This window comes from Salinimicrobium sp. TIG7-5_MAKvit, from assembly GCF_049569215.1.
In the GTDB taxonomy this organism is placed as follows: Bacteria; Bacteroidota; Bacteroidia; order Flavobacteriales; family Flavobacteriaceae; genus Salinimicrobium; species Salinimicrobium profundisediminis.
In genome coordinates this window covers 2559817-2580872 of sequence record NZ_CP145903.1, presented here as the reverse complement: position 1 = coordinate 2580872, position 21056 = coordinate 2559817, and the positions used below count along the sequence as shown (strand labels likewise).

19 protein-coding genes are annotated in these 21056 nt (G+C 43.4%); 15 read left to right on the top strand and 4 right to left on the bottom strand.

Annotation, left to right across the window (positions count from 1 at the left end; all coding sequences use genetic code 11):
- Positions 1 to 11: 11 nt before the first annotated feature.
- Positions 12 to 278: a YtxH domain-containing protein gene (locus V5739_RS11640; protein ID WP_266067835.1), complete on the top strand. Its 267-nt coding sequence runs from the start codon at positions 12 to 14 to the stop codon at positions 276 to 278.
- 195 nt (positions 279 to 473) lie between these two features.
- Positions 474 to 1829, top strand: coding sequence for a M28 family peptidase (locus tag V5739_RS11635; RefSeq protein ID WP_423818284.1), 1356 nt, complete (start codon positions 474 to 476; stop codon positions 1827 to 1829).
- Positions 1830 to 1975: 146 nt separating this feature from the next.
- Here the strand turns inward: V5739_RS11635 and V5739_RS11630 are convergent, their stop codons facing one another.
- The gene (locus V5739_RS11630; protein WP_345597428.1) at positions 1976 to 2938 is read right to left on the bottom strand and encodes an App1 family protein; all 963 of its coding nucleotides are present in this window, start codon (positions 2936 to 2938) and stop codon (positions 1976 to 1978) included.
- A 64-nt stretch (positions 2939 to 3002) separates the two neighbouring features.
- Here V5739_RS11630 and V5739_RS11625 point away from each other — a divergent pair, with 64 nt between their 5' ends.
- The 5 genes from V5739_RS11625 to V5739_RS11605 all read left to right on the top strand — a co-directional run bounded on the left by V5739_RS11625 (position 3003) and on the right by V5739_RS11605 (position 7634).
- A complete protein-coding gene (locus V5739_RS11625; protein WP_423818283.1) occupies positions 3003 to 3878 on the top strand; it encodes a diacylglycerol/lipid kinase family protein in 876 nt (291 codons plus the stop codon).
- A gap of 154 nt (positions 3879 to 4032) precedes the next feature.
- Positions 4033 to 4680, top strand: coding sequence for a hypothetical protein (locus tag V5739_RS11620; protein ID WP_423818282.1), 648 nt, complete (start codon positions 4033 to 4035; stop codon positions 4678 to 4680).
- 18 nt (positions 4681 to 4698) lie between these two features.
- A complete protein-coding gene (locus tag V5739_RS11615) occupies positions 4699 to 5439 on the top strand; it encodes a hypothetical protein (protein WP_423818281.1) in 741 nt (246 codons plus the stop codon).
- A gap of 153 nt (positions 5440 to 5592) precedes the next feature.
- Positions 5593 to 6807, top strand: a complete 1215-nt coding sequence (locus V5739_RS11610) for an alpha/beta fold hydrolase (protein WP_423818280.1) — start codon at positions 5593 to 5595, stop codon at positions 6805 to 6807.
- Positions 6808 to 7031: 224 nt separating this feature from the next.
- Positions 7032 to 7634: a superoxide dismutase family protein gene (locus V5739_RS11605; protein ID WP_266067842.1), complete on the top strand. Its 603-nt coding sequence runs from the start codon at positions 7032 to 7034 to the stop codon at positions 7632 to 7634.
- An 84-nt stretch (positions 7635 to 7718) separates the two neighbouring features.
- Here the strand turns inward: V5739_RS11605 and katG are convergent, their stop codons facing one another.
- Complete coding sequence (katG, locus tag V5739_RS11600) at positions 7719 to 9980, bottom strand: catalase/peroxidase HPI (RefSeq protein WP_423818279.1); 2262 nt, start codon at positions 9978 to 9980, stop codon at positions 7719 to 7721.
- 321 nt (positions 9981 to 10301) lie between these two features.
- Here katG and V5739_RS11595 point away from each other — a divergent pair, with 321 nt between their 5' ends.
- Complete coding sequence (locus V5739_RS11595) at positions 10302 to 10964, top strand: DUF481 domain-containing protein (protein WP_423820470.1); 663 nt, start codon at positions 10302 to 10304, stop codon at positions 10962 to 10964.
- 15 nt (positions 10965 to 10979) lie between these two features.
- Here V5739_RS11595 and V5739_RS11590 read toward each other — a convergent pair whose 3' ends face one another.
- On the bottom strand, positions 10980 to 11738 hold the full coding sequence (locus tag V5739_RS11590) for a hypothetical protein (protein ID WP_423818278.1): 759 nt from the start codon (positions 11736 to 11738) through the stop codon (positions 10980 to 10982).
- A gap of 135 nt (positions 11739 to 11873) precedes the next feature.
- Between V5739_RS11590 and V5739_RS11585 the strand changes: the two genes are divergently transcribed.
- The 3 genes from V5739_RS11585 (at position 11874) to V5739_RS11575 (ending at position 13962) form a co-directional block, all read left to right on the top strand.
- Positions 11874 to 12110 carry a hypothetical protein gene (locus V5739_RS11585; RefSeq protein WP_423818277.1) on the top strand — a complete coding sequence of 79 codons (237 nt, stop codon included), beginning with the start codon at positions 11874 to 11876 and terminating at the stop codon, positions 12108 to 12110.
- 51 nt (positions 12111 to 12161) lie between these two features.
- Positions 12162 to 13253 carry a glycoside hydrolase family 53 protein gene (locus tag V5739_RS11580; protein WP_423818276.1) on the top strand — a complete coding sequence of 364 codons (1092 nt, stop codon included), beginning with the start codon at positions 12162 to 12164 and terminating at the stop codon, positions 13251 to 13253.
- A gap of 163 nt (positions 13254 to 13416) precedes the next feature.
- A complete protein-coding gene (locus V5739_RS11575; protein WP_423818275.1) occupies positions 13417 to 13962 on the top strand; it encodes a hypothetical protein in 546 nt (181 codons plus the stop codon).
- 159 nt (positions 13963 to 14121) lie between these two features.
- On the opposite strand, the gene V5739_RS11570 is transcribed toward V5739_RS11575, so the two are convergent.
- Positions 14122 to 14955 (bottom strand): patatin-like phospholipase family protein, encoded by an 834-nt coding sequence (locus V5739_RS11570; protein WP_423818274.1) that lies wholly within the window; start codon positions 14953 to 14955, stop codon positions 14122 to 14124.
- 477 nt (positions 14956 to 15432) lie between these two features.
- Between V5739_RS11570 and V5739_RS11565 the strand changes: the two genes are divergently transcribed.
- The 4 genes from V5739_RS11565 to V5739_RS11550 all read left to right on the top strand — a co-directional run bounded on the left by V5739_RS11565 (position 15433) and on the right by V5739_RS11550 (position 21016).
- Positions 15433 to 15918, top strand: coding sequence for a TolC family protein (locus tag V5739_RS11565; protein ID WP_423818273.1), 486 nt, complete (start codon positions 15433 to 15435; stop codon positions 15916 to 15918).
- A gap of 89 nt (positions 15919 to 16007) precedes the next feature.
- The gene (locus tag V5739_RS11560; protein ID WP_423818272.1) at positions 16008 to 16676 is read left to right on the top strand and encodes a TolC family protein; all 669 of its coding nucleotides are present in this window, start codon (positions 16008 to 16010) and stop codon (positions 16674 to 16676) included.
- Positions 16677 to 16685: 9 nt separating this feature from the next.
- Complete coding sequence (locus tag V5739_RS11555) at positions 16686 to 17891, top strand: efflux RND transporter periplasmic adaptor subunit (protein ID WP_423818271.1); 1206 nt, start codon at positions 16686 to 16688, stop codon at positions 17889 to 17891.
- Complete coding sequence (locus V5739_RS11550; RefSeq protein WP_423818270.1) at positions 17891 to 21016, top strand: efflux RND transporter permease subunit; 3126 nt, start codon at positions 17891 to 17893, stop codon at positions 21014 to 21016. The genes V5739_RS11555 and V5739_RS11550 overlap by 1 nt, the downstream gene beginning before the upstream one ends.
- Positions 21017 to 21056 lie beyond the last annotated feature (40 nt).

Sequence of the window (21056 nt, the reverse complement as noted above, 5' to 3'; positions counted from 1 at the left end):
AAAAACTCAACATGAAAACAGGAAAAATTTTAGCAGGCATACTATCAGGAGCCGCAGTTGGTGCCATAGCAGCTTTATTATTTGCACCAAAAAAAGGATCTGAAACCCGTAAAGATATTGCTGACAGAGGTAACGAATACCTTTATGGAGCAAAAAGCAAATACAACGATCTCAGCGATAATCTTTCCCACAGGTATGATTCAGTAAAATCAAAATTAAAAGGAAAGCAGGAAAAGCTTGAGGCAGAAATGAATGGAGACGACAAGATCATCTACTAAGTTTTTCTTAGCACCACTAAGAGGTTGCTTTAAATGCTATAAAAAGTTTGTCTAAAATTGTAAACCTATTCCTATAGGTCTGTTTATCAGAAAAGGGATACAAACCAAGTTTAGATCAACGAAAAAGTGGCTTTTAAAACAGCCTCTTTTTTTTGCGCTATTTTCACTATTTTGCCTTTTAGAAATTTAAAAATTATGTTCAAAAATGCCATTTTTGCCACCTTACTATTTTGCGGTTTATCCACTTATGCTCAAAAAGTAGCCCCGCCACAGGTAGATCTTCGAATCTATGATATCATTGAAGAAGTTTCGGCTAATGAAATTGAAGCCGACATTAGGCGCCTCGCAGGTTTTGGCACCCGAAACACCTTTAGTGACACCGTTTCTAATACCCGCGGCATAGGTGCCGCCCGCCGATTCATAAAATCTGATTTTGAAGAAATTTCCAGAAACTGTAAGGACTGTCTTGATGTATTTTATCAAAAAGATTTTGTCACCAAAGAAGGAAATGACCGCGTTCCAAAAGATGCATGGGTGGTAAATGTTGTGGCGGTGCAAAAAGGCACAAAGTTCCCAAACCGCTACATCATAATGAGTGGCGATATAGATTCCCGCGCCAGCAATACTATGGATTTTACCACAGATGCTCCCGGCGCCAATGACAACGCCAGCGGAATGGCAGGGGTGATGGAAGCGGCCCGTGTACTCTCAAAATACGATTTTGAGAACAGCATCATTTATCTGGGCTTATCGGGAGAAGAACAGGGGCTTTTTGGCGGCCGCGGATTTGCAAAAATGGCAAAAGATAAAGGCTGGGAAATCATTGGAGTCCTTAACAATGACATGATAGGTAACATTGAAGGTGTAGACGGCGTTATAGACAATCGCACTTTCAGGATCTTTTCTGAACCCGTGCCTCCTACCGAAACCGAAAGAGAGCGGAATATGAGGAGGTTCTATGGCGGTGAAGTAGATGGTATTTCCCGTCAACTGGCAAGGTATGTACACCGCACTACCCAAACCTATATGCCCGAAATGAACCCCATGATGGTCTACAGGCTGGATAGGTTTGGCCGTGGCGGGCACCACCGTCCTTTTAACGATCTTGGTTTCCCCGGAATCAGAATAATGGAAGCCCACGAGAATTACACGCAGCAACACCAGGATATACGTACCGAAAATGGCATTGAATATGGAGATGTTATTGAGCACGTAAACTTTGATTATACTGCCAAACTCACTGCAGTAAATGCAATTACCATGGCCAGCCTTGCCTGGGCACCTCCTGCCCCAAAAAAGGTAGCTATTGGTGGGATTGTTGAACCTTCAGCAAAATTAAAATGGGAAAAAGTAGTGGGAGACAATGTTGCCGGCTACAAAGTTTACTGGAGAGACACTACTGCGCCACAGTGGGAGCATTCAAGATTTGTGGGTGATGTAGACAATTTTACTCTTGAAGGCATTGTGATTGACAACTTTTTCTTTGGCGTCTCAACAGTGGGAAAAAACGGAAATGAAAGCGTGGTGGTATTTCCATCGGCTACTTTCTGATAAAAAGTAAATTTCTCCGGGGCAAGCCCACGGAGCATTATATAAGAGAACACGTTTTCAGACTTTAAACATTTACTAACGAGGCAAGCCTCAGAGTATTTACCCCCTTAGAATAAATGCTCTAAAATGTGATTTTTGAGTAGGGATCACACGATCCCTATTTTTTTTGAATGTGCAATGGCTTTTCCGCTATCGGTAAAATAGCAGGTAGCCACCCCAAGATCTTCAATGTTCTCCAGTACTTCCTTCACTTTGGATTTTTGTTTTTTTGAGGTTTGCCGAATATAAATGGCCCTAATGTTCATAGGAAACATTTTGGTGACCCGCTCATAAAGATGAGGGTCCTGCTGGGAATCATCTCCCATTAGCACATACTGAAGCTGAGGATAAAAAGAAATAATGTCTTTTATCTTAATGAATTTATGGTCGTGCCCGCCCCTGCCGGTAAATAGAAAATCCCCAAGACCGGTTTTGATACTCTTTAGTTTAATGACGGCTTTTGGCAGGCCATGTTTCCGGGCAAACTGCAGAATGAATTCGTAGAGGTTCCATTCACTGCTCGAAACATAAAAAAAAGAGTTGAACTGCCCTTCCTCCTGCCCTGCACGGCTCAAAGCCCGGTAATGTGGCACCACATCATCAAAAACTTCCCTGTTATCAATATTCTGGGTCAGTATAACATAGAGTTTCTTGAAAAAATTCTGGGTATGGGAAATCAGAAAAGTATCATCAATATCCGATATAATTCCCAGTTTACTTTTGAAAGGCTTCAGCAGCTCCCCCCGCTCAACCACTCCTTTTTCCCCTATTTTACAGGAAACGGAATACTCGTGCCAGCCGCTCTCTAAAAATTTATTATACGGAAGGTTAAACCTGAAGTAACCGTCATCTGTAGTTTTGGTAACAACTTCCAGCTCTTTAAAATTTAACTGAATAGTGGCATTTTTGATGGGGCTGATGGTAAACATTTTATACACCGATTTTGCATGTCTGTAACCCCTGCGGTCTATTTCATATTTATCTGGTGCCCACGATTTAAAAACATGGCCGAAGACTACCAATTCCTGATCATTTACATAGCCGCGATAAAGCTTTATGTCTAGCTTCATATTACATTATTTTTAACTGCCATTCCTTCCCAAATTACTTATTTTTGAGCACAAGCTCAATAAAATGGCCGAATTTAGCAGGGTTTTAATGGTTGTTAATCCTATTTCGGGAGGAAGAGACAAATCTGACATTGTTGAAGAAGTAGAAAATCAGGTGTCGGGGAGAAATCTTGAACTCGAAATTTATTATACCTCCGGAAAAGGGGATAAAGAAGCTTTATTTTCTGTCATTGAAGAGTACGACCCTCAGCGCATAATATCGGTAGGAGGTGATGGTACGATTAAATTGATTGCAGAGCTACTAACCGATGATTCCATTCCCATTGGGATCTTTCCTGCCGGTTCTGCTAACGGGCTTGCCGAAAACCTCAACCTGGACAGGAATAATGCCGAATTAACCCGCATTGCCCTTGGAGAAAAGTTTAAATTAATAGATGCCATCCTCATCAATGATGAACTATGCCTTCATATTAGTGACATTGGCCTTAATGCAGCTTTAATCAAAAATTATCAGGAAGGAAATATCCGCGGAAAGCTGGGATATCTCATACAGTCTATACCTACTCTAATTAAAAGCGATTTCCCTTTTCAGTTTAATATCGAAGTAGACGGTAAGGAAATTTCCCGTAAAGCTGTGCTCATCGCTGTGGCCAATGCAAAAAAGTACGGAACAGGATCTAAGATCAACCCAAACGGCAGGTACGACGACGGTAAATTCGAGATCCTCATCTTTAAAGAATTCAATATCCCTCAAATTCTTAAAACCTTCAGGGAAAATGTAGAAATCGATGAAGATTTCCTTGAAATTATTTCAGCAGTAGAGACCCGAATTTACAGCCAGAAAAATATCCCTTTCCAAATTGACGGAGAGTACCGGGGAGACGTTAAAGAAGTAACTGCACGAATCTCTCCCATCAAGATTAAAATTGCAGTTCCATAAAAATATTTTCATCTATCTTCTTCTACACTGGCATTAATGCAATTAATTTGCTCTTTTAATGCTTAATTAACAATACTTTAGGCTGCCATTAATTAAAATGGCTTTCAAAATCAGTAATTTAGAGATCAATCTAACTAATAAAAAAAGAAGAATTATGGCAGAGATCAAGATCGAAAAGAAAAAACCAATTTGGCCCTGGATCATCCTGGTTCTTGTTATCCTGGCAATCTTATACTTTTTAGTATTTGCCGATGACGACAACGATTTGGATGATGTACAAACCGAACAGGTAGAAGAATCCACCTGGGAGGAAGATGCTGAAACCACCACCTGGGATGACCAAACTGACACCACAGGATGGGAAAATACCGGGGACACACTTTCCGGAACAGGAGGAGTATCTGGTTACCTGGCTTACATTGGAGATGAAAGCAAAATGGGTATAGACCATGAATACACAAATAAGGCTATCATTCACCTTATGAATGCAGTACAGGCAAAAGCTGATGAAATGAATTATGACATTAGTGCCGATATGCAGGCTGTAAAACAGGATGCTCAACAAATACAGCAAGATCCTATGGCATTGACCCATGCAGACAAGATAAAAACTGCCGGAACTAAACTGGCAAACATTATCGAAAAGATGCAAAAGGAAAAATATCCAAATCTTTCCGACGATGTTAATGAAGTAAAAACTGCAGCACAAGACATCAATACCTCTACCCCAACCCTGGAACAGAAAGACCAGGTCAAGGAGTTCTTTGATGAGGCAGGTGATGTTTTAAGAAAAATGAGCTAAAAATAAAAAAGAGAGATTATGAAAGATAGAAAAGAAAATAAAAAGCATTTATATTACCTCAACGAACTTTCCGATTTTAAAGTGGATAGTGACGATCCCGATGTAAGGGGTTGGCCCGTCAAAGATGTGGACAACAGAGTGGTAGGAAAGGTAGACAACCTCCTGGTAAGCAAAGAAAAAAGGAGAGTAGTGTATCTGGACGTTGAAGTGGATAAAACCATTATTGAAGCTGACCACGATCCTTACGGGAAACCGGCATCTGGCAATGTTCATGAGTTCATAAACAAGGAAGGTGAAAATCACCTCATCCTGCCTATAGGACTTGCAAGACTTAACGTGGATGACAAGTTTGTATATACAGACAAAATTGACCACCGCACTTTTGCAGAAACCAGGAGGTATGAAAAAGGTTATGACATTGACCGAGATTATGAAATAGTTGTCTTAGAATCTTATAACAGGGATGACAACTATGATCGTGACAATGACAGAACTGTAGATCGCAACAATGATCTGGATGAGGAAAGAAGAAGAATGAGAGAAGGAGATCGCAATAAAGATCATCACGGAGAAGGAAAAATAGCCGGTAGAAGCGGAAGTATTGCTGATAGTGATAGCAGAAGCGTAGACCGCGACCGTGACGCACTTACAGGCAATGAAAGCGGAAAATACTCCGATCGTCGCTCCAGCGGAACAATTCCTGAAGACGACTCTTTTTATGACAGAGGAGAATTTGATAGAACCAAGTATCGCAGATAGTAAACAGGATCTGTAAGAAGACCAGGGGCTTTTAAAAAGTTATAAGTATTCCATATTTTAAAGAATCTCGAGAAACCTTTGTGGGATCTCCAGTGTACAAATGGAATCCTGAACCGCTTTTTAAAAGCCTTTTTTTAATTTGATTTTTTATCTATGAACTACAAAAAGATAAGCTTCACCAATTCTGACGGCCTGGAGCTTTCAGGCTATCTGGAACTTCCTTTAAATACGCACCCTCACAGCTATGTGCTTTTTGCCCATTGTTTTACCTGTAATAAGAATTTCTTTGCGGTAAAGAATATTGCCAGGGCTTTATCGGCTAAAGGTTACGGGGTACTGCGTTTTGATTTTTCGGGTCTTGGTGAAAGTGATGGCGAATTTGCAAATACTACATTTTCAGGAAACGTGGAAGATCTACTGGCAGCTGCCGATTTTCTTACTTCAGAATATGCAGCCCCCGAGATGCTTATAGGTCATTCCCTTGGCGGGGCAGCAGCGATCTTTGCTGCCAACAAATTGCCTTCAGTAAAAAGTGTAGTTACTATTGGCGCTCCGTCTTCTCCCGTACATGTCAAACATTTGCTGAGATCAAATCTTGATGAGATAGAGCAGAATGGTGTGGCCGAAGTGAACGTAGGCGGCAGAAACTTTACGATTAAGAAAAATTTTCTTGAAGATATAAATACCCATGACCTCAGTCATTTTGCCCGCGATCTCAAAAAGGCCTTTTTGATCATGCATTCTCCTCAAGACACGGTGGTTAATATCAGCAATGCCGAAACCCTTTACAAAAGTGTAAAGCACCCTAAAAGTTTTCTTTCTTTAGACGGTGCAGATCATTTACTTACCAATAATGAAGATTCAAAATATGCGGGAGATGTAATTGCCTCCTGGGCCTCACGATACCTGGAAATTCCTGAAGATAAAGAGCTAAAAACCGACCACCAGGTAGTAGCCAACCTTGGCAAGGAAGGTTTTACCACTCAAATGAGAGCAGGAAGGCACTATTTCACTGCCGATGAACCTAAATCTTTTGGAGGAGAAGATTTTGGCCCTTCTCCCTATCAACTCCTTTCAGCAGGTCTTGCTTCCTGTACTTCTATGACCATCCAAATGTATGCCCGTCGCAAAAAATGGCCTCTGATTAATGTAGAAACTCATGTAGACCACAAGAAAACTCATGCTGAAGATTGTGAAAACTGTGAAAGAAACACGGCTAAAATTGACATTTTTGAGAGGGAAATTGTTCTTGAAGGTAACCTTGATGAACAGCAGCAACAAAAATTACTGGAAATAGCCGATAAATGTCCGGTCCACCGAAGCCTTTCCAATAAAGTAAATATTACCACCCATCTTAGAAAAATATAACATCAGGGAGATGTATTCTGAAATGTGGGCGTAAAGAAAAATCAAAATTTAGTTCAGGAAATACAGGCATTTTGAGACCCCGGGAAATCTGTTTTTCTATGAAAGAGCAATAGATTTCGGGAGGGAGGCTTTACTGCTCGCAGTGTTAAGCTCTCCTTAAATTTTTGGCTGTCCATTGTCCATATTCTATTTTAGTCGATTGTTACTAACTTAAACTAACTAATATGAAACGTATAGGAATATCTGCAGTTTTGGCAGCAGCTTTAGTGCTCACCAGTTGCAAAAACGAGAATCAAACCGCTGATGAACGTGTTGATGAGCACACCAACCTCACTCAACAAGAAGAAGAGGCAGGACCTGGTGATACCTATGTACAGGATGAGTTAACACTACAAATGGAGCCAAGAAGTGGTAGTAATGTTTCGGGAACCATCACTTTTGTTCAGGAAAATGACGAGGTGACTATGACCGCCGAACTTACAGGTCTTGAAGAAGGAATGCACGCTATTCACCTTCACGAAAACGCCGATTGTTCTGCCGAAGATGGCACCTCTGCAGGGGGACACTGGAACCCTACTTTTGAAGATCATGGAGAATGGGGTGATGCAGGAGGATATCACCGTGGTGATATCGGGAATTTTGATGTAAACTCTAATGGAGAAGGTAGTGTAACTTTCACTACAGATGAATGGTGTATAGGATGTGATGATGAGAAAAAGAATATCTTGAACAAAGCCGTTATCGTTCACGCAGGAGTAGATGATTATACTTCACAGCCCAGCGGAAATGCCGGTACCAGAATAGGTTGCGCCGAGATCAAAATGTAGATCTTTTTTGCTCAAAAAAATAAGAGGCTGTCTTAAACCATTTTAAGACAGCCTCTTTGCATTAAATCAACACTTAAACTTCTATCAATCTTTAAGATCAAAGCGATCAAGACTCATTACCTTATCCCAGGCTTTTACAAAGTCTTTTACGAATTTCTCTTTTGAGTCATTCTGTGCATAAACTTCGGCCAGGGCGCGAAGTTCTGAGTTAGATCCAAAGATAAGATCTACACGGGTTCCCGTCCATTTCACTTCTTTAGTCTTACGGTCGCGACCTTCAAATACTTTTTGAGAATCATCTTTGGCTGCCCAGGTAGTGGTCATGTCAAGCAAGTTCACAAAGAAGTCGTTGGTAAGCTGCCCGGGACGGTTGGTAAAAACACCGTGAGGTGACCCGTCATAATTAGCCCCCAGTACTCGCATTCCTCCTACCAGCACAGTCATTTCTGGCGGAGTAAGAGCAAGCAATTGTGCCTTATCTACCAGCATTTCTTCAGCCGAAGTTGAAATATATTCACTTTGCTTCACATAATTTCTGAAACCATCTGCTCTTGGCTCAAGTGGTTCAAAAGCTTCAGCATCTGTTTGCTCTTCTAAAGCATCGGTTCTACCCGGTGCAAAAGGAACACCCACATCATAACCTGCCTCTTTAGCTGCTTTTTTCACAGCAAGGTTTCCGGCAAGAACGATAAGATCGGCAAGGGATATCTTTTTATTCCCTTTTTGAGCTTCATTGAATTCCTTCTGAATTTCTTCAAGTTTATTCAACACTTCCTGAAGCTGCGGCGGATTATTAACTTCCCAGTGTCTTTGTGGTGCAAGACGAACACGGGCTCCATTGGCTCCCCCACGCTTATCAGAATTTCTAAACGTAGAAGCCGATGCCCAGGCAGTCGAAACCAATTGAGATATAGTTAAGCCTGAAGCGAAGATCTTTTTCTCCAGTTCAGCAATATCTTCACGGTCTATTAATTCGTGATCTACTTTTGGAAGCGGATCCTGCCAGATTAGTTCTTCAGAAGGTACTTCAGGACCAAGATACCTTGAGATAGGCCCCATATCGCGGTGCGTCAATTTATACCAGGCTCTGGCAAAAGCATCTGCGAACTCCTTCGGGTTTTCATGGAAATGTTTCGAGATCTTGTAATATTCAGGATCTTCCCGTAAAGCAATATCCGAAGTTAACATAAAGGGTGCATGTTTCTTGTTAGGATCGTGAGCATCGGGAATCACTCCCTCTCCAGCCCCGTCTTTTGGCTTCCATTGCCATGCGCCTCCAGGCCCTCTATAGCATTCCCATTCATAACCAAAGAGGTTATCAAAGAAGTAATTGCTCCATTTGGTAGGAGTTTGTGACCATGCTCCTTCAAGCCCACTTGTGATGGTGCTTCCGGCATTTCCGGTACCAAATTTATTCTTCCAGCCCAATCCCATTTCGGTGATATCTGCGCCTGCAGGCTCTGCACCTACATGCTCTACAGGATCGGCTGCCCCGTGAGTTTTTCCGAAGGTATGCCCTCCGGCGATTAGTGCTACAGTCTCATAATCGTTCATCGCCATACGGCCAAAGGTCTCGCGAATATCCTGTGCAGAACCCAGCGGATCTGGATTTCCGTTTGGGCCTTCAGGATTCACATAGATGAGCCCCATGTGAGAAGCTGCAAGCGGTTGCTCCAGTTTATTGTCTTTGGCATAGCGTTCTTTATTTCCTACCCATTCTCCTTCAGAACCCCAGTAAATATCTTCTTCAGATTCCCAGATGTCTTCCCGGCCCCCGGCGAAACCAAAAGGCTCTAAGCCCATAGATTCTAGGGCCACGTTTCCGGTAAGGATCATAAGATCGGCCCAGGAGATCTTTCTTCCATATTTTTGTTTGATTGGCCACAGTAAAAGACGGGCTTTATCAAGGTTGGCATTATCTGGCCAGCTGTTGAGCGGAGCAAATCTTTGAGAACCCGAACTAGCGCCCCCACGGCCATCACTTATACGATAGGTCCCGGCGCTGTGCCAGGCCATCCTTATAAAAAGTCCGCCGTAATGTCCAAAATCGGCCGGCCACCAGTCCTGCGAATCGGTCATTAATTCGTGCAGATCCTTTTTTACAGCCTTTAAGTCAAGGCTTTTAAATTCTTTGGCATAATCAAAATCCGCATCCATAGGATCGGAAAGATTGGAGTGCTGTCTTAATATATGTAGGTTTAACATATTTGGCCACCAGTCGCGGTTTGAAGTACCGCTTCCGGCAGTTTTGTCTACCGCCCCCCCAAGGAAAGGACATCTGCTGGAATCGTTCACTTCCCAGGCTTTGTGAGTACCCGGAGAATTACGGTGTTCGTTCTGTGCCATATTTAAAGATTTTTAGTTAATATCTGAATATAAAAATACAATAATTTGATCTTATAGCTTTCATGAAACCATTGGAAAAATTGATGATCACACAGAAAAAAATCGATAATTGGACAAAAATTTACCCATAGAAAATAATTATGACACTTTAAGAAGCTATAGTAAAACACTTTCACTTATTCTTCTATTTAGGTTCCAAAGATGTTTATAAATTTGTCTACTATGACAAGAGCTCTTTTCCTAATTATCTTCAGCCTTACTCCGGCAATTCTTTCTGCGCAATTGGTGAACATTGAATCCAAACGCATGTAGACCGACTCAATAAGGTTTACCCTCAACGCCGATTTTTCTTTCAACCACACCAATAATGACGGAGAACAGGTCAATCAAATTGATGCTGCACTTAGCACACAACTAAAATCAAAAGACCTAAAGAAGATCTATTTTTTCCTGGGCAACGATAAGGTCATAGATTCCGAAGAGGGAAACCTGCAAAATGCCTGGTTCCTTCACGGGAGGTTTAATTATAAGTTGAATGACCTATTAAGGTTGGAATCGTTTTTACAGGGGCAGTACAACCAGTTGCTGGTGGTAGAACAACGCAACCTTATAGGAGCAGGACTCTGGTGGAAATGGGTAAATAAAGAACGTTTCACCGGCTATGGAGGTAATAGCTATATGTATGAAGTAGAGTTTAGCGAACAGGCGGGAACCACAAATTATAATCACCGTAACAGCACTTACCTCACTTTATCGTACACCCCAAAATCCCAAAAATTTTCTGTTGCCAATACTGTTTATTATCAGCCGCTGTACAGAGAACTGGGTGACTACCGAATCCTGGAACAATTCAGGCTTGATGTTCCCCTTTCTTCCTGGCTAAAGGTATTTACTCTTTATAACTATTACTATGACAGTAAAACTCCACTGAAGACCGAAGAATACACCTCAGACCTTAATATTGGGGTAGGGATTGGTTTTTAAAGGCTTTAATTCCTCTTACTTAACGATAAAATTCAGCTGGTCTACTCCCGTATTGCCACTCATGCTGTCATAAGCATAAATCAGCAGCTCGTACATTCCCGGCTCCAGTGTAGTTTCCGTAGAAAAAGTACTGGGCTTCTCCCCTGCCTTAAGCTGCAGCTCTTTCACTTCTTTGCCTTCACTGCTTAGCACGGCAGTAATCTCGTATTGATTTGCATCCCAAATGCCGCCGGGAGTAATGGGGCAACCACACATCATCACTACATTTGCTTTAATTTCTACATTTTCGCTGCTTATCCGCTCATGGGTTTGAGGAGAGAGTATATCTACTACAAAACCCGGCACCTCCAGCACAAGTCCATCTCCGGTAATATCTTTACCGGGCAGCAGCCACAACTGGGTGCTGCTCGTAACCCGCGCCTGCTTCTTGTTGTAGGGTGCAATAGCTTCAACGGTCACAAAAACCGGTTCTTCCAGATTCAATTTTGCCATGAACCCTGCAGTGCTTTCGTCGGTGAGGCGTTCATTTCTGGAGTGGGGCTGCTGCATGATAAGCCGGGTGTCTCCGGTACTGCCACTGGTTATGCCGCTTGCCAGCAGCTCCCCGGTTTCAGCGTTTTTGATGATGATCCTGGCTCCTCCAATCGAACTTCCAATAAATTTGGCATCTTTAGACCTCACCCTTACCATCACTTCGGTTTCTTGTGCCTGTAGTGTGGGGATGATCAAAAGAATTCCCAACACCAGTATTAATTTAGAATACAATTTTCCCATTTTGCGGTTTTAATCCTCCTAATTTACATTAACGGGCTGAGATGTAAAAAAATACCAACAGGTTTTGAAGCTTTCCCTTTCGGTTTTAGCTGTATTTAAATTTTCTAAGGTCCCTTCGGAAGTTACCTGTCAAAAATGGCATTTTTAGCACCTCTTTTCCTGCGGAAGTTAATCCGAGGAAAGCATCTTCCGAAGTCATTTAAAAAAGATGAAATCCCATGTTTAGCGAATCAAATACCTGAAGTTTTCGAAAATCTGAAACCTTTTGCGCCAAAAATGCTTTTGATAGCGAGTAAAATCTTCAAAAAGGTGATTCCTAAGCTTTATTGCTGTGGAAAAATCTGGCCTAAGACTATTTCTCCTGAAGCCTGATCTGCATGTAGCCTTCAAAAAATACTATCTTTATATTCTAAATTTCCCATCATGAAAAAGCTCTTTTTCCTCTCCCTATTATTAGTGTTTATCACCGCTTGCAGCAAAGATGATGATGCTCCTAAAAGTCCGGAACCCACACCTCCCGTTTCAGAAGACGAGTTGCCGGTAAGGGCGGTTGATATTTCGGCTTTTCCCGAAATCAATGCTTCCGGAACTATTTTTTACAATGCTGCGGGTCAAAAAGAGGATTTTTTAGACATTTTAAAGGCATCTGGAGTGAATACGGCGCGGCTTCGATTGTGGGTTGATCCTGCCCAGGGGCATTCGGGTTTTGAAGAAGTAAAATTGTTTTCCCAAACCCTTCGGAATAAAGGATTCGCTCTCTGGCTCACCTTACATTACTCCAATTCGTGGGCCGATCCGGGAAATCAAACAAAACCTGAAGCCTGGAAAGATCTTTCTTTTGATGCTCTCAAAAAGCAGGTGCATGATTATACTGTCATGATTTCAGAAGAAATTAAGCCCGAATATATACAGATAGGAAACGAGATCAATTCAGGAATTCTTTTTCCGGAAGGAAATATTTCAAAGCACCCAAACCAGTTTTTAGAACTTATAGCAGCAGGAGTAACTGCTGTGCGGGAGACCAATCCCGATTCAAAGATCATAGTCCACTTCGCCGGACTCGACAATGCCGATTGGTTTTTTGGACAGGTTGCAGGCGTTGATTACGATATTATTGGTCTTTCTTACTATCCCATCTGGCACGGCAAAGACCTCGACCAATTAGAGAACCGCATAAATTCTCTGGCTTCAAAGTACAACCGCCAGGTAGTCATTGCAGAAACAGCCTATCCTTTTACCCTCGATTATAATGACTGGACCAACAACATCGTAGGCCTTAACGAGCATTTGATACCGGGATATGCCGCTTCGGCACAGGGACAAAAAGAATATCTTGAAACCATTATTCAAATGCTGAAAGAATCTGACGCAGCCATCGGATTTTCTTACTGGGGTACCGAACTCGTCGCCTGGAATGGTGCAGAATCTACACAGGGATCTCCCTGGGAAAATCAGGCCCTATTTGATTTTAACAACAAAGCCCTGCCTGCACTGGAAGTTTTTAATCTTCAATAAATGGTTTAGGCTATATGCTTCAGAAGAACGCCCAACCTTTTATTACTATTCGCCTTTTTCATATTTAAGCTCCTGATATATAATGAAAATAACAACAGATTAACATTACTTCAGGATAAAGTGATATAAATTAGTGAATACTAACTTTTAAAATTAAAAAGTAATGAGAGTACTTAAAAAAAATCTGTATACAACCGTTTTGGTACTGTTCGCACTTGTTTTAGCAAGCTGCGGATCGGCAAAAAAAACCAGTGATGACCTGGTAACAGATGCCCAGCAGGAAAAAGCCATGATAGAAAGAGAATTCCCAATGATGGCCAGTTATTTTGACGAGGCTGCAGGCTATGCAATTTTCCCAAATGTGGGAAAAGGCGCGTATATTATTGGTGGAGCTTCGGGGAACGGGGCAGTTTATGAAAATGGAAACCTTGTAGGCTATGCCGATCTAAAACAGGTAGATGTTGGATTGCAAGTGGGAGGAAAAGCTTTTGTAGAAGTCCTCTTTTTTGAGACTAACGAAGCCCTGGAACAATTTAAGGACGGAAGTTACAAACTCGAAGCAAATGCATCTGCAGTAATTTTGGACAAAGGTTTTTCTGAAGACCTCAACTTTAAAGATGGCGTAGCCGTAGTAACCGTTCCTAAAGGAGGTGCAATGGCCGGAATCTCGGTTGGAGGTCAAAGATTTGAATTTAATCCTGTACAGTAGGAAATATTTTCAGTAGAAATATAAAGCTGCCTCAAAAGTCTTTATACGTCAAAATCTCTACACAAAAAATGGAGCGTGGCAAAAAAGGATTTTTGAGGCAGCTTTTCTTCGTTTAAAAGTATATGATATGAATTGGTTTACTCCTGAAAAAAACGAGTATTAGCTGCCACTGTCAAGCGGTGCTGTTTGTAACCGCTTTACAGGTAGCTCCCCGTTCTCTATCATTTTCATGGTGTGATCGTATCCCACTTTAATGATCTCTTCAATCTTACTGAAATCGAGAAGGGTAAAATATTGCATTTTTGGAGGATCTATCACCACATCGCATAATTCCATTTCAGGTTTGATATTTTGAGTGATGCCAAGGTTGATGGCACGTTCCATTATACTGCGCGGACCGGAAAAATCGCTTTTTGGGCCGGTAAAATTAACGTGAGAGCCTATCAAATACCTACATTTTTCCCTGATAGCCGAAGCAGGAAGATTGCAAAGGAGTCCGCCGTCTACATAGTTTCCCTCTTCCAGGACTATAGGCGCAAAAAAACCGGGAACAGAGCAACTGGCTATAATATAATCAAACAAGGCTCCACTACTCCGCATTTCCCCACAGGCCTTATTGAGGTTGGAAAGCGCCAGGTAAAATGGCTTTTTTAAGCTTGAAAAATCATCTTCAGGGATATATTTTTCCAGGGCTACTTTCATTTTTTCCAACTTGTAAAGTCCGGTTCGTCTCCACGAGAAATTGGTCATTTTTGAGAAAGTCTCTTCGGTAAGGATGGTCTGGATCTTTTCGGGGGAATATCCTGCGGCATAAAGAACCCCCACAACCGCACCCATGCTGGTACCCGAAATGATTTGTGGTTCAATTCCGTGTTCGTGAAGGGCTTTTAACACCCCAACATGCGCATAACCACGGGCACTACCGCCGCTAAGGGTAATCCCGACTTTGTACTCATATTTTTTTCTGAAGGGAAAGATTTCCGATAGGTTCAAGCGCTATGTTTTAGGTGGTTCAACGCCTGCAAGATACTATTTTTGATAATTGTTCTTTTGATATAATTAGAAGCTTCTGCCAAATTCTCTTTCAGGAATAAAGACCTGTCACTGCTCTTTAAAAGTCAATGTCTGGAAGATTTCAGAAGTAAAAAAAACACCTCCCAAAAATGCCATTTTTGACACCTCGCTAAACTATTGTATGCAAATAAAAAAGCTGTAACTTTAGAATTCTTCCTCTTTAAAGCTGTAAATCACAGATTAATACTGGAATTTTAACCTAAATACGAAGAATAACTGAAGCCCAACTTTATTAAATATAGTTCCCCTGCCTGTTTTCAAACTCTATCCACGGGTTGGGTTCAGGTAACTGTTTCCTCATTTCTCCTACTCCTTTCCTCGTGCACGCCTAAGATCGCACCCCAGGAAGCCCCCATTCCTCAACCTGAAGCATTTACAGTTTCAGGAACAGTTCCCGTGCCAGATGAATGGTGGCGCAGTTTTGAAGATCCTATTCTTGATTCCCTTGTACAACAGGGGCTTCAGGAGAATTTATCTTTGGCGGGAAACTGGCAGGAATACCAGGCTTCTCTCGCAGTTGTAAAAAGGGAAAGATCCTTTCTTTTTCCGCAGATAGATGCCTTTGCAGGAGTTGCAAAAGACAGGGGTCGTGAAAATTTTTCTGAAGATTTACAATTACAAACCGGTCTTGCCGCTTCTTATGAACTCGATCTATGGGGCCGTGTTCGCGCCGGGGTACAGGCTGAAAGGTATACTGCTGAAGCTTTTCTTTACGACTACCGGGCTGCTGCCATGACCATATCGGCCGGGATTGCCAATACCTGGTACCAACTCCTCACTGCCCGAAAGCAACTGGAGCTTGTAGAAGAACAAATAAATACCAATGAAGATATCGTAAAGCTGATTCGTGCACGTTTGCGGGTGGACAGATACGTGCCGTAGACATTCTGCGACAGGAACAGTTGCTGGAAAGCACCCGCGATCAAAAAATTCTTTATGAAACAAATCTCGAATTACTCAAAAATCGCCTCTTGGTTTTACTAGGTCGCCCTCCGCAGAACGCTTCAGATTTTCGAAATGGAATGCTGCCCGCCCTGCCACCACTTCCACAGACTGGCCTACCCATGGAACTCATCCGTCGCCGGCCCGATCTACAGCAGGCTTACAACCTTGTTCTGGCTGCCGACAGGGAGATGGCTTTTGCCGTAAGAAGCAAATTCCCGGTGATCTCTCTTGATGCGAGCGGCAGTTTTCGGGCTGAGAATGTAAGCAATCTTTTTGAAAACTGGACCTACAGTCTGGCAGGAAACCTCCTGGCGCCGCTTATCTATGGAGGAAGATTATCGGCCGAAGCAGACCGTGCAGAAACGGTAAAAAATCAGCTACTCTATGAATATGGGCAGGCTGTTCTTATCGCTTTTGAAGAAGTAGAAAATGCGCTGCTTCGGGAAAAGAAGCAAAGGGAAAGACTGGAGGTACTCGAGCGAAGGCTTGAACTGTCTACCAAAACATCGGGGCAGTTAAGAATAGAATTTTTGAACGGATTAAGTCCGTATCTTGATGTACTACTGGCACTTGATGAACAACAACAATTAGAAAGAGAAATGCTTGAAGGAGAGCAGGAGCTACTTGAAATACGTATAGGACTTTACAGGGCTTTGGCAGGAGCCTTTGAAAACCCACAAGAAACCGACCTTTAAATAAAGTTTATGAGCACCAAGAAGATCGTTCTTATTTGCGCAGGCATCGTAGTCCTGGCCATAGCCGTGACCGCCTTTATATTTATGAGCGAACCCACAGCTCAAAGAGAAGGAGCCACCCGGGAAATGGCAATGCTGGTAAGCGTTACACGGGCCGAAGCAGGAAATTTTCCCCCCTCGCTGGTGGCTACGGGCACAGTAGAGCCGGTAGAAGATGTGATTATTAGTGCCCGGGTGGGCGGTGAGGTGGTGCGCCGCTCCCCTGCCTTTGTACCGGGCCGAACGGTAAAAAAGGGGGAACTGCTGCTACAAATTGACCCTGCAGATTATCGTAATCAGCTTGAGCTACGGCAAAGCGAGTTACTCCAGGCGCAAACAGAACTTGATGTTGAAATGGGAAGGCAGGAAGTGGCCCAGCAGGACCTTGACCTGGTAGGTAACCAAACCCTTACGCCCCAGGAGCGGTCTCTGGTGTTGCGCCAACCTCAGCTCAACGCTGTAAAGGCAAGGATAAAAGCTGCACAGGCAGCAGTAGATCAGGCAAAACTCAATCTTGCCCGCAGTACTATCCGCGCTCCTTTTGATGCACATATTATTACACAGAATGTAACCACCGGCTCGCAGGTGGCTCCGGGGGAAAATCTTGGTCGCCTTGTGGGCACCGAAAAATATCGGGTGATCTTAAGTATGCCGGTCTCCCGCCTGAGATGGTTGCGATTTCCTGATACAGAAAATGAAAAAGGCTCTTCAGTTCGCATAAGAAATACAGCTGCATGGCCACCGAACACCTTTAGAACAGGCTACCTGGACAGCCAGGTGGGCGCACTTGATAACCAAACCCGAATGGCGAGAGTTCTTGTGGAAGTTCCCGATCCTCTTGCACAAACCACCGCCAAAGGAAAACCTGAACTCATTATAGGCACTTTTGTGGAATCTCTGGTAGAAGCAAACGAAATTACAAACGTAGTGCGGCTTAACAGAGATTATCTGCGTGAGAACAATAAGGTATGGGTTATGGAAGATGGAAAACTCTCAATAAAGGAAGTTGAAGTTCTTTTAACCGATAATCAATACGTTTATATAAATAAAGGGCTGGAGGGCGGAGAAAAAGTGATCACCACCAATTTAAGCACAGTAGCCGAAGGGGTGGCTGTGCGCACCGAAAGAGATTCAGCTTCCCAAAACAAGCCAACTCAAAATGACAGTATAAATTAATGGCCGCAAAAGAGTCAAATACCCGCAAGGAAGGAGTCATTGCCTATATGGCGCGCAACTCTATTGCCGCCAATTTGATGATGGTTCTTCTCATAGCAGGCGGGATTTGGACCATGTTGCAAATTCAGAAGGAGGTTTTTCCGCAGTTTCAGCTCGATTATGTAAATGTGAACGTGCAATATCCCGGTGCTGCTCCTGCCGAAGTTGAACAGGGAATCCTGCTACCGGTGGAAGAGGCCATTCGCGGAATACAGGGAATAAAAGAGATCGTCTCCACTGCCAGGGAAGGTTCGGGTCAGGTGGAAATTGAACTTATAGCCGGCAGTGATCGCATGAAGGTCTTTCAGGATATCGACCAGGCGGTAAGCCGCATACGCACCTTCCCAGATGATATTGAACAGCCCCAGGTTAGCCTGCAGCTGCAACAACAGGACGTGATGGAAATCAGCCTTTATGGACAGGTAGACATCTGGACGCTGCGGCAGCTGGGGGAACAACTGCGTAACATCCTGCTGAGTAACCCCAATATCACTCAGGTAGAACTGGGAAATGTGCCCGACTATTTTACTCATATCGAAATTCCGCGGAATAATCTGCGTAAGTACAACCTTACATTAGATCAGGTAGCACAAATTGTAGCCGAATCAAGCGAAGATGTTCCGGCGGGAGCTGTGGAGACCGCTACAGGTGAGATCCTGCTCAGGATGAAGGAAAGAAAGCAATGGGCAGACGAATTCAGGAAAATTGCGATAATAAATTCCGATTCGGGCGCAAAGGTGACCCTGGGGGAGATCGCTACAGTAACAGATGGTTTTGAGGAAACCGGGTTCCATGGCCAGTTTAACAGGGAACCGGCAGTAAGCCTGAGCATTTACCGGGTAGGCGATCAATCTCCTCTTGACATTGCCGACGAGGTATATACGATTCTTGAAGAATATCACCTCCCGCCCGGAGTGCAATACCGCATTGACAGCAATCGTGCAGAAGATTATAATGAACGCCTCTCCCTGCTCACAGAAAATGGCCTTATGGCAATAGGGATTGTGCTTATCATCCTTACGCTTTTCCTGGAGTACCGTCTCGCCTTTTGGGTAATGATGGGAATGTCTATCTCTTTTATTGGCGGAATTATTTTTCTTCCACTTGTGGGGGTAAGCATCAACATGATCTCCATGTTCGGGTTCCTGGTGGTACTGGGAATTGTGGTCGATGATGCCATTGTTGTGGGTGAGAACGTTTATGAATACCGTAAGAAAGGTCTTAGCCCCATAAATGCAGCAATAGCCGGGACCAAAGATGTCTCCCGCCCGGTGGTTTTCAGTATAGCCACAACCATTATTGCTTTCGTTCCTTTATTGCTCATGCCGGGGGAAACGGGAAAATTCTGGTGGCCGCTTCCGGTAGTTGTGATCGTGATCCTCGCCGTCTCCCTGCTTGAGGCGCTTTTCATTCTTCCCTCCCATCTTGGTCATTTAAAAGAGAAGAAACCAAAAGGCTGGGCCTTAAAACTTGAAAACCTGCAGCAAAAATTTGCCAATGCCTTTGACAGGTTTGTACAAAATTATTACCGTCCTCTTCTGGACAAGTCTCTAAAATACCGGTATATCACGCTCACAGCTGCCATTGCACTCTTGATCATGGTTGGAGGATATGGCTACAGCGATCACATGGGTATGATCATGATGCCTGAAGTAGCCGCAGACGAGATTGAAGCCGGAGTGCGCCTTCCGGAAGGCACTACTACCCAACAGGCAGCAAAAGTAGCCGAACAGATCACCAATTCTACCTTCGAAATGTTTGAAGAATATGATCTCTATGAAGTGGCCGAAGGCGTAAAAACAAACGTAAGGGGACAGAACTTTATAGACGTGGAAATCGTAATGAAACCGCCTGATGAACGCACTACCACTGCGAAAGAAGTGATTGCCCTTTGGCGGGACAATATTGGAGAGATAGAAGGGGTAGATCAAATAACTTTTGAAGCCGAAAGAGGTCCCGGAGGTTACCAACAGGCCATAAGCGTTGACCTTAGCCATACCAGTATTGATGTGCTGGAAAAAGCCAGTACAGCTTTTTCTGAAAGGCTCGAAGCTTTTGAAAACACCCGCGACATTAGTGACAACTACAACAAAGGAAAGCAACAGTTCGATTTTAAGCTACTTCCCGAAGGCCGTAATCTTGGCCTCACCTCCAACGAAGTGGGGCGGCAGGTTAGGGATGCTTTCTACGGTGCGCTTGCTATGAGGCAAATGCGAACTACCAATGAAATAGAAGTGCGCGTAAAACTACCTTTAGAAGAAAGACGGGATATTCAAAATCTTGAAAACTTCCTCATTAGAACCCCTCAGGGCGTAGAAGTACCATTACTGGACGTGGTGCGGATTGAACAGGATGAAGCCTTTAGCAGCATCAACAGGCGCGATGGCAGGCGCGTGGTAAGTGTGGGGATGGACGTGGAGCCAGCCAACACAGTGGGCCAGGTGCTGGCAGCAATCCAGAATGAGGTGCTACCTCAGCTAAGAGCCGATTTTCCCGGGCTCACCTGGACCTTTGAAGGTAGCCAGGCCGATATGCGCGAATCTACAAATTCCCTGTGGAGCACCTTTTCGATGGCTATGTTAATTATCTATGTACTTCTGGCTATCGCCTTTAGCAGTTACGCCCAGCCACTCATCGTTATGGCCGCTATCCCGTTTGGAATAGTAGGTGCCGTGATTGGGCATATTTTACTGGGTTACGACCTTTCACTGGTAAGTCTTATGGGGGTTATCGCTTTGACCGGCGTCGTTGTGAATGACAGCTTGATCATGATAGACTATGCCAATAAAAAGCGGGAAGACTGTTCGGTTTATGAGGCAATTCACGAGGCGGGGCTCAGGCGTTTCAGGCCTATTATACTTACAACACTCACCACCTTTGGAGGTTTGACCCCCATAATCCTGGAGACATCCAGCCAGGCATATTACCTAATTCCAATGGCTATTTCTCTTGGGTTCGGGATCATTTTTGCCACTTCCATCATTTTGTTGATCGTCCCCTGCCTTTATCTAATCTTAGAGGATGCCAAATTATATATGAAACATCGGCGTACCGTAGAGCGGAATATTTCTTCGGAAAATACCTGAAATGCCTGTAAATCTAAAAGCTTCCTTAACAGCCTTAACA

Coding starts and splice junctions, on each gene's coding strand:
- V5739_RS11635 (WP_423818284.1), top strand. CDS start 474: ATGTTCAAAAATGCCATTTTTGCCACCTTACTATTTTGCGGTTTATCC.
- V5739_RS11620 (WP_423818282.1), top strand. CDS start 4,033: ATGGCAGAGATCAAGATCGAAAAGAAAAAACCAATTTGGCCCTGGATC.
- V5739_RS11640 (WP_266067835.1), top strand. CDS start 12: ATGAAAACAGGAAAAATTTTAGCAGGCATACTATCAGGAGCCGCAGTT.
- V5739_RS11590 (WP_423818278.1), bottom strand. CDS start 11,738: ATGGGAAAATTGTATTCTAAATTAATACTGGTGTTGGGAATTCTTTTG.
- V5739_RS11625 (WP_423818283.1), top strand. CDS start 3,003: ATGGCCGAATTTAGCAGGGTTTTAATGGTTGTTAATCCTATTTCGGGA.
- V5739_RS11580 (WP_423818276.1), top strand. CDS start 12,162: ATGAAAAAGCTCTTTTTCCTCTCCCTATTATTAGTGTTTATCACCGCT.
- V5739_RS11610 (WP_423818280.1), top strand. CDS start 5,593: ATGAACTACAAAAAGATAAGCTTCACCAATTCTGACGGCCTGGAGCTT.
- V5739_RS11615 (WP_423818281.1), top strand. CDS start 4,699: ATGAAAGATAGAAAAGAAAATAAAAAGCATTTATATTACCTCAACGAA.
- katG (WP_423818279.1), bottom strand. CDS start 9,980: ATGGCACAGAACGAACACCGTAATTCTCCGGGTACTCACAAAGCCTGG.
- V5739_RS11605 (WP_266067842.1), top strand. CDS start 7,032: ATGAAACGTATAGGAATATCTGCAGTTTTGGCAGCAGCTTTAGTGCTC.
- V5739_RS11630 (WP_345597428.1), bottom strand. CDS start 2,938: ATGAAGCTAGACATAAAGCTTTATCGCGGCTATGTAAATGATCAGGAA.
- V5739_RS11550 (WP_423818270.1), top strand. CDS start 17,891: ATGGCCGCAAAAGAGTCAAATACCCGCAAGGAAGGAGTCATTGCCTAT.
- V5739_RS11555 (WP_423818271.1), top strand. CDS start 16,686: ATGAGCACCAAGAAGATCGTTCTTATTTGCGCAGGCATCGTAGTCCTG.
- V5739_RS11585 (WP_423818277.1), top strand. CDS start 11,874: ATGGCATTTTTAGCACCTCTTTTCCTGCGGAAGTTAATCCGAGGAAAG.
- V5739_RS11575 (WP_423818275.1), top strand. CDS start 13,417: ATGAGAGTACTTAAAAAAAATCTGTATACAACCGTTTTGGTACTGTTC.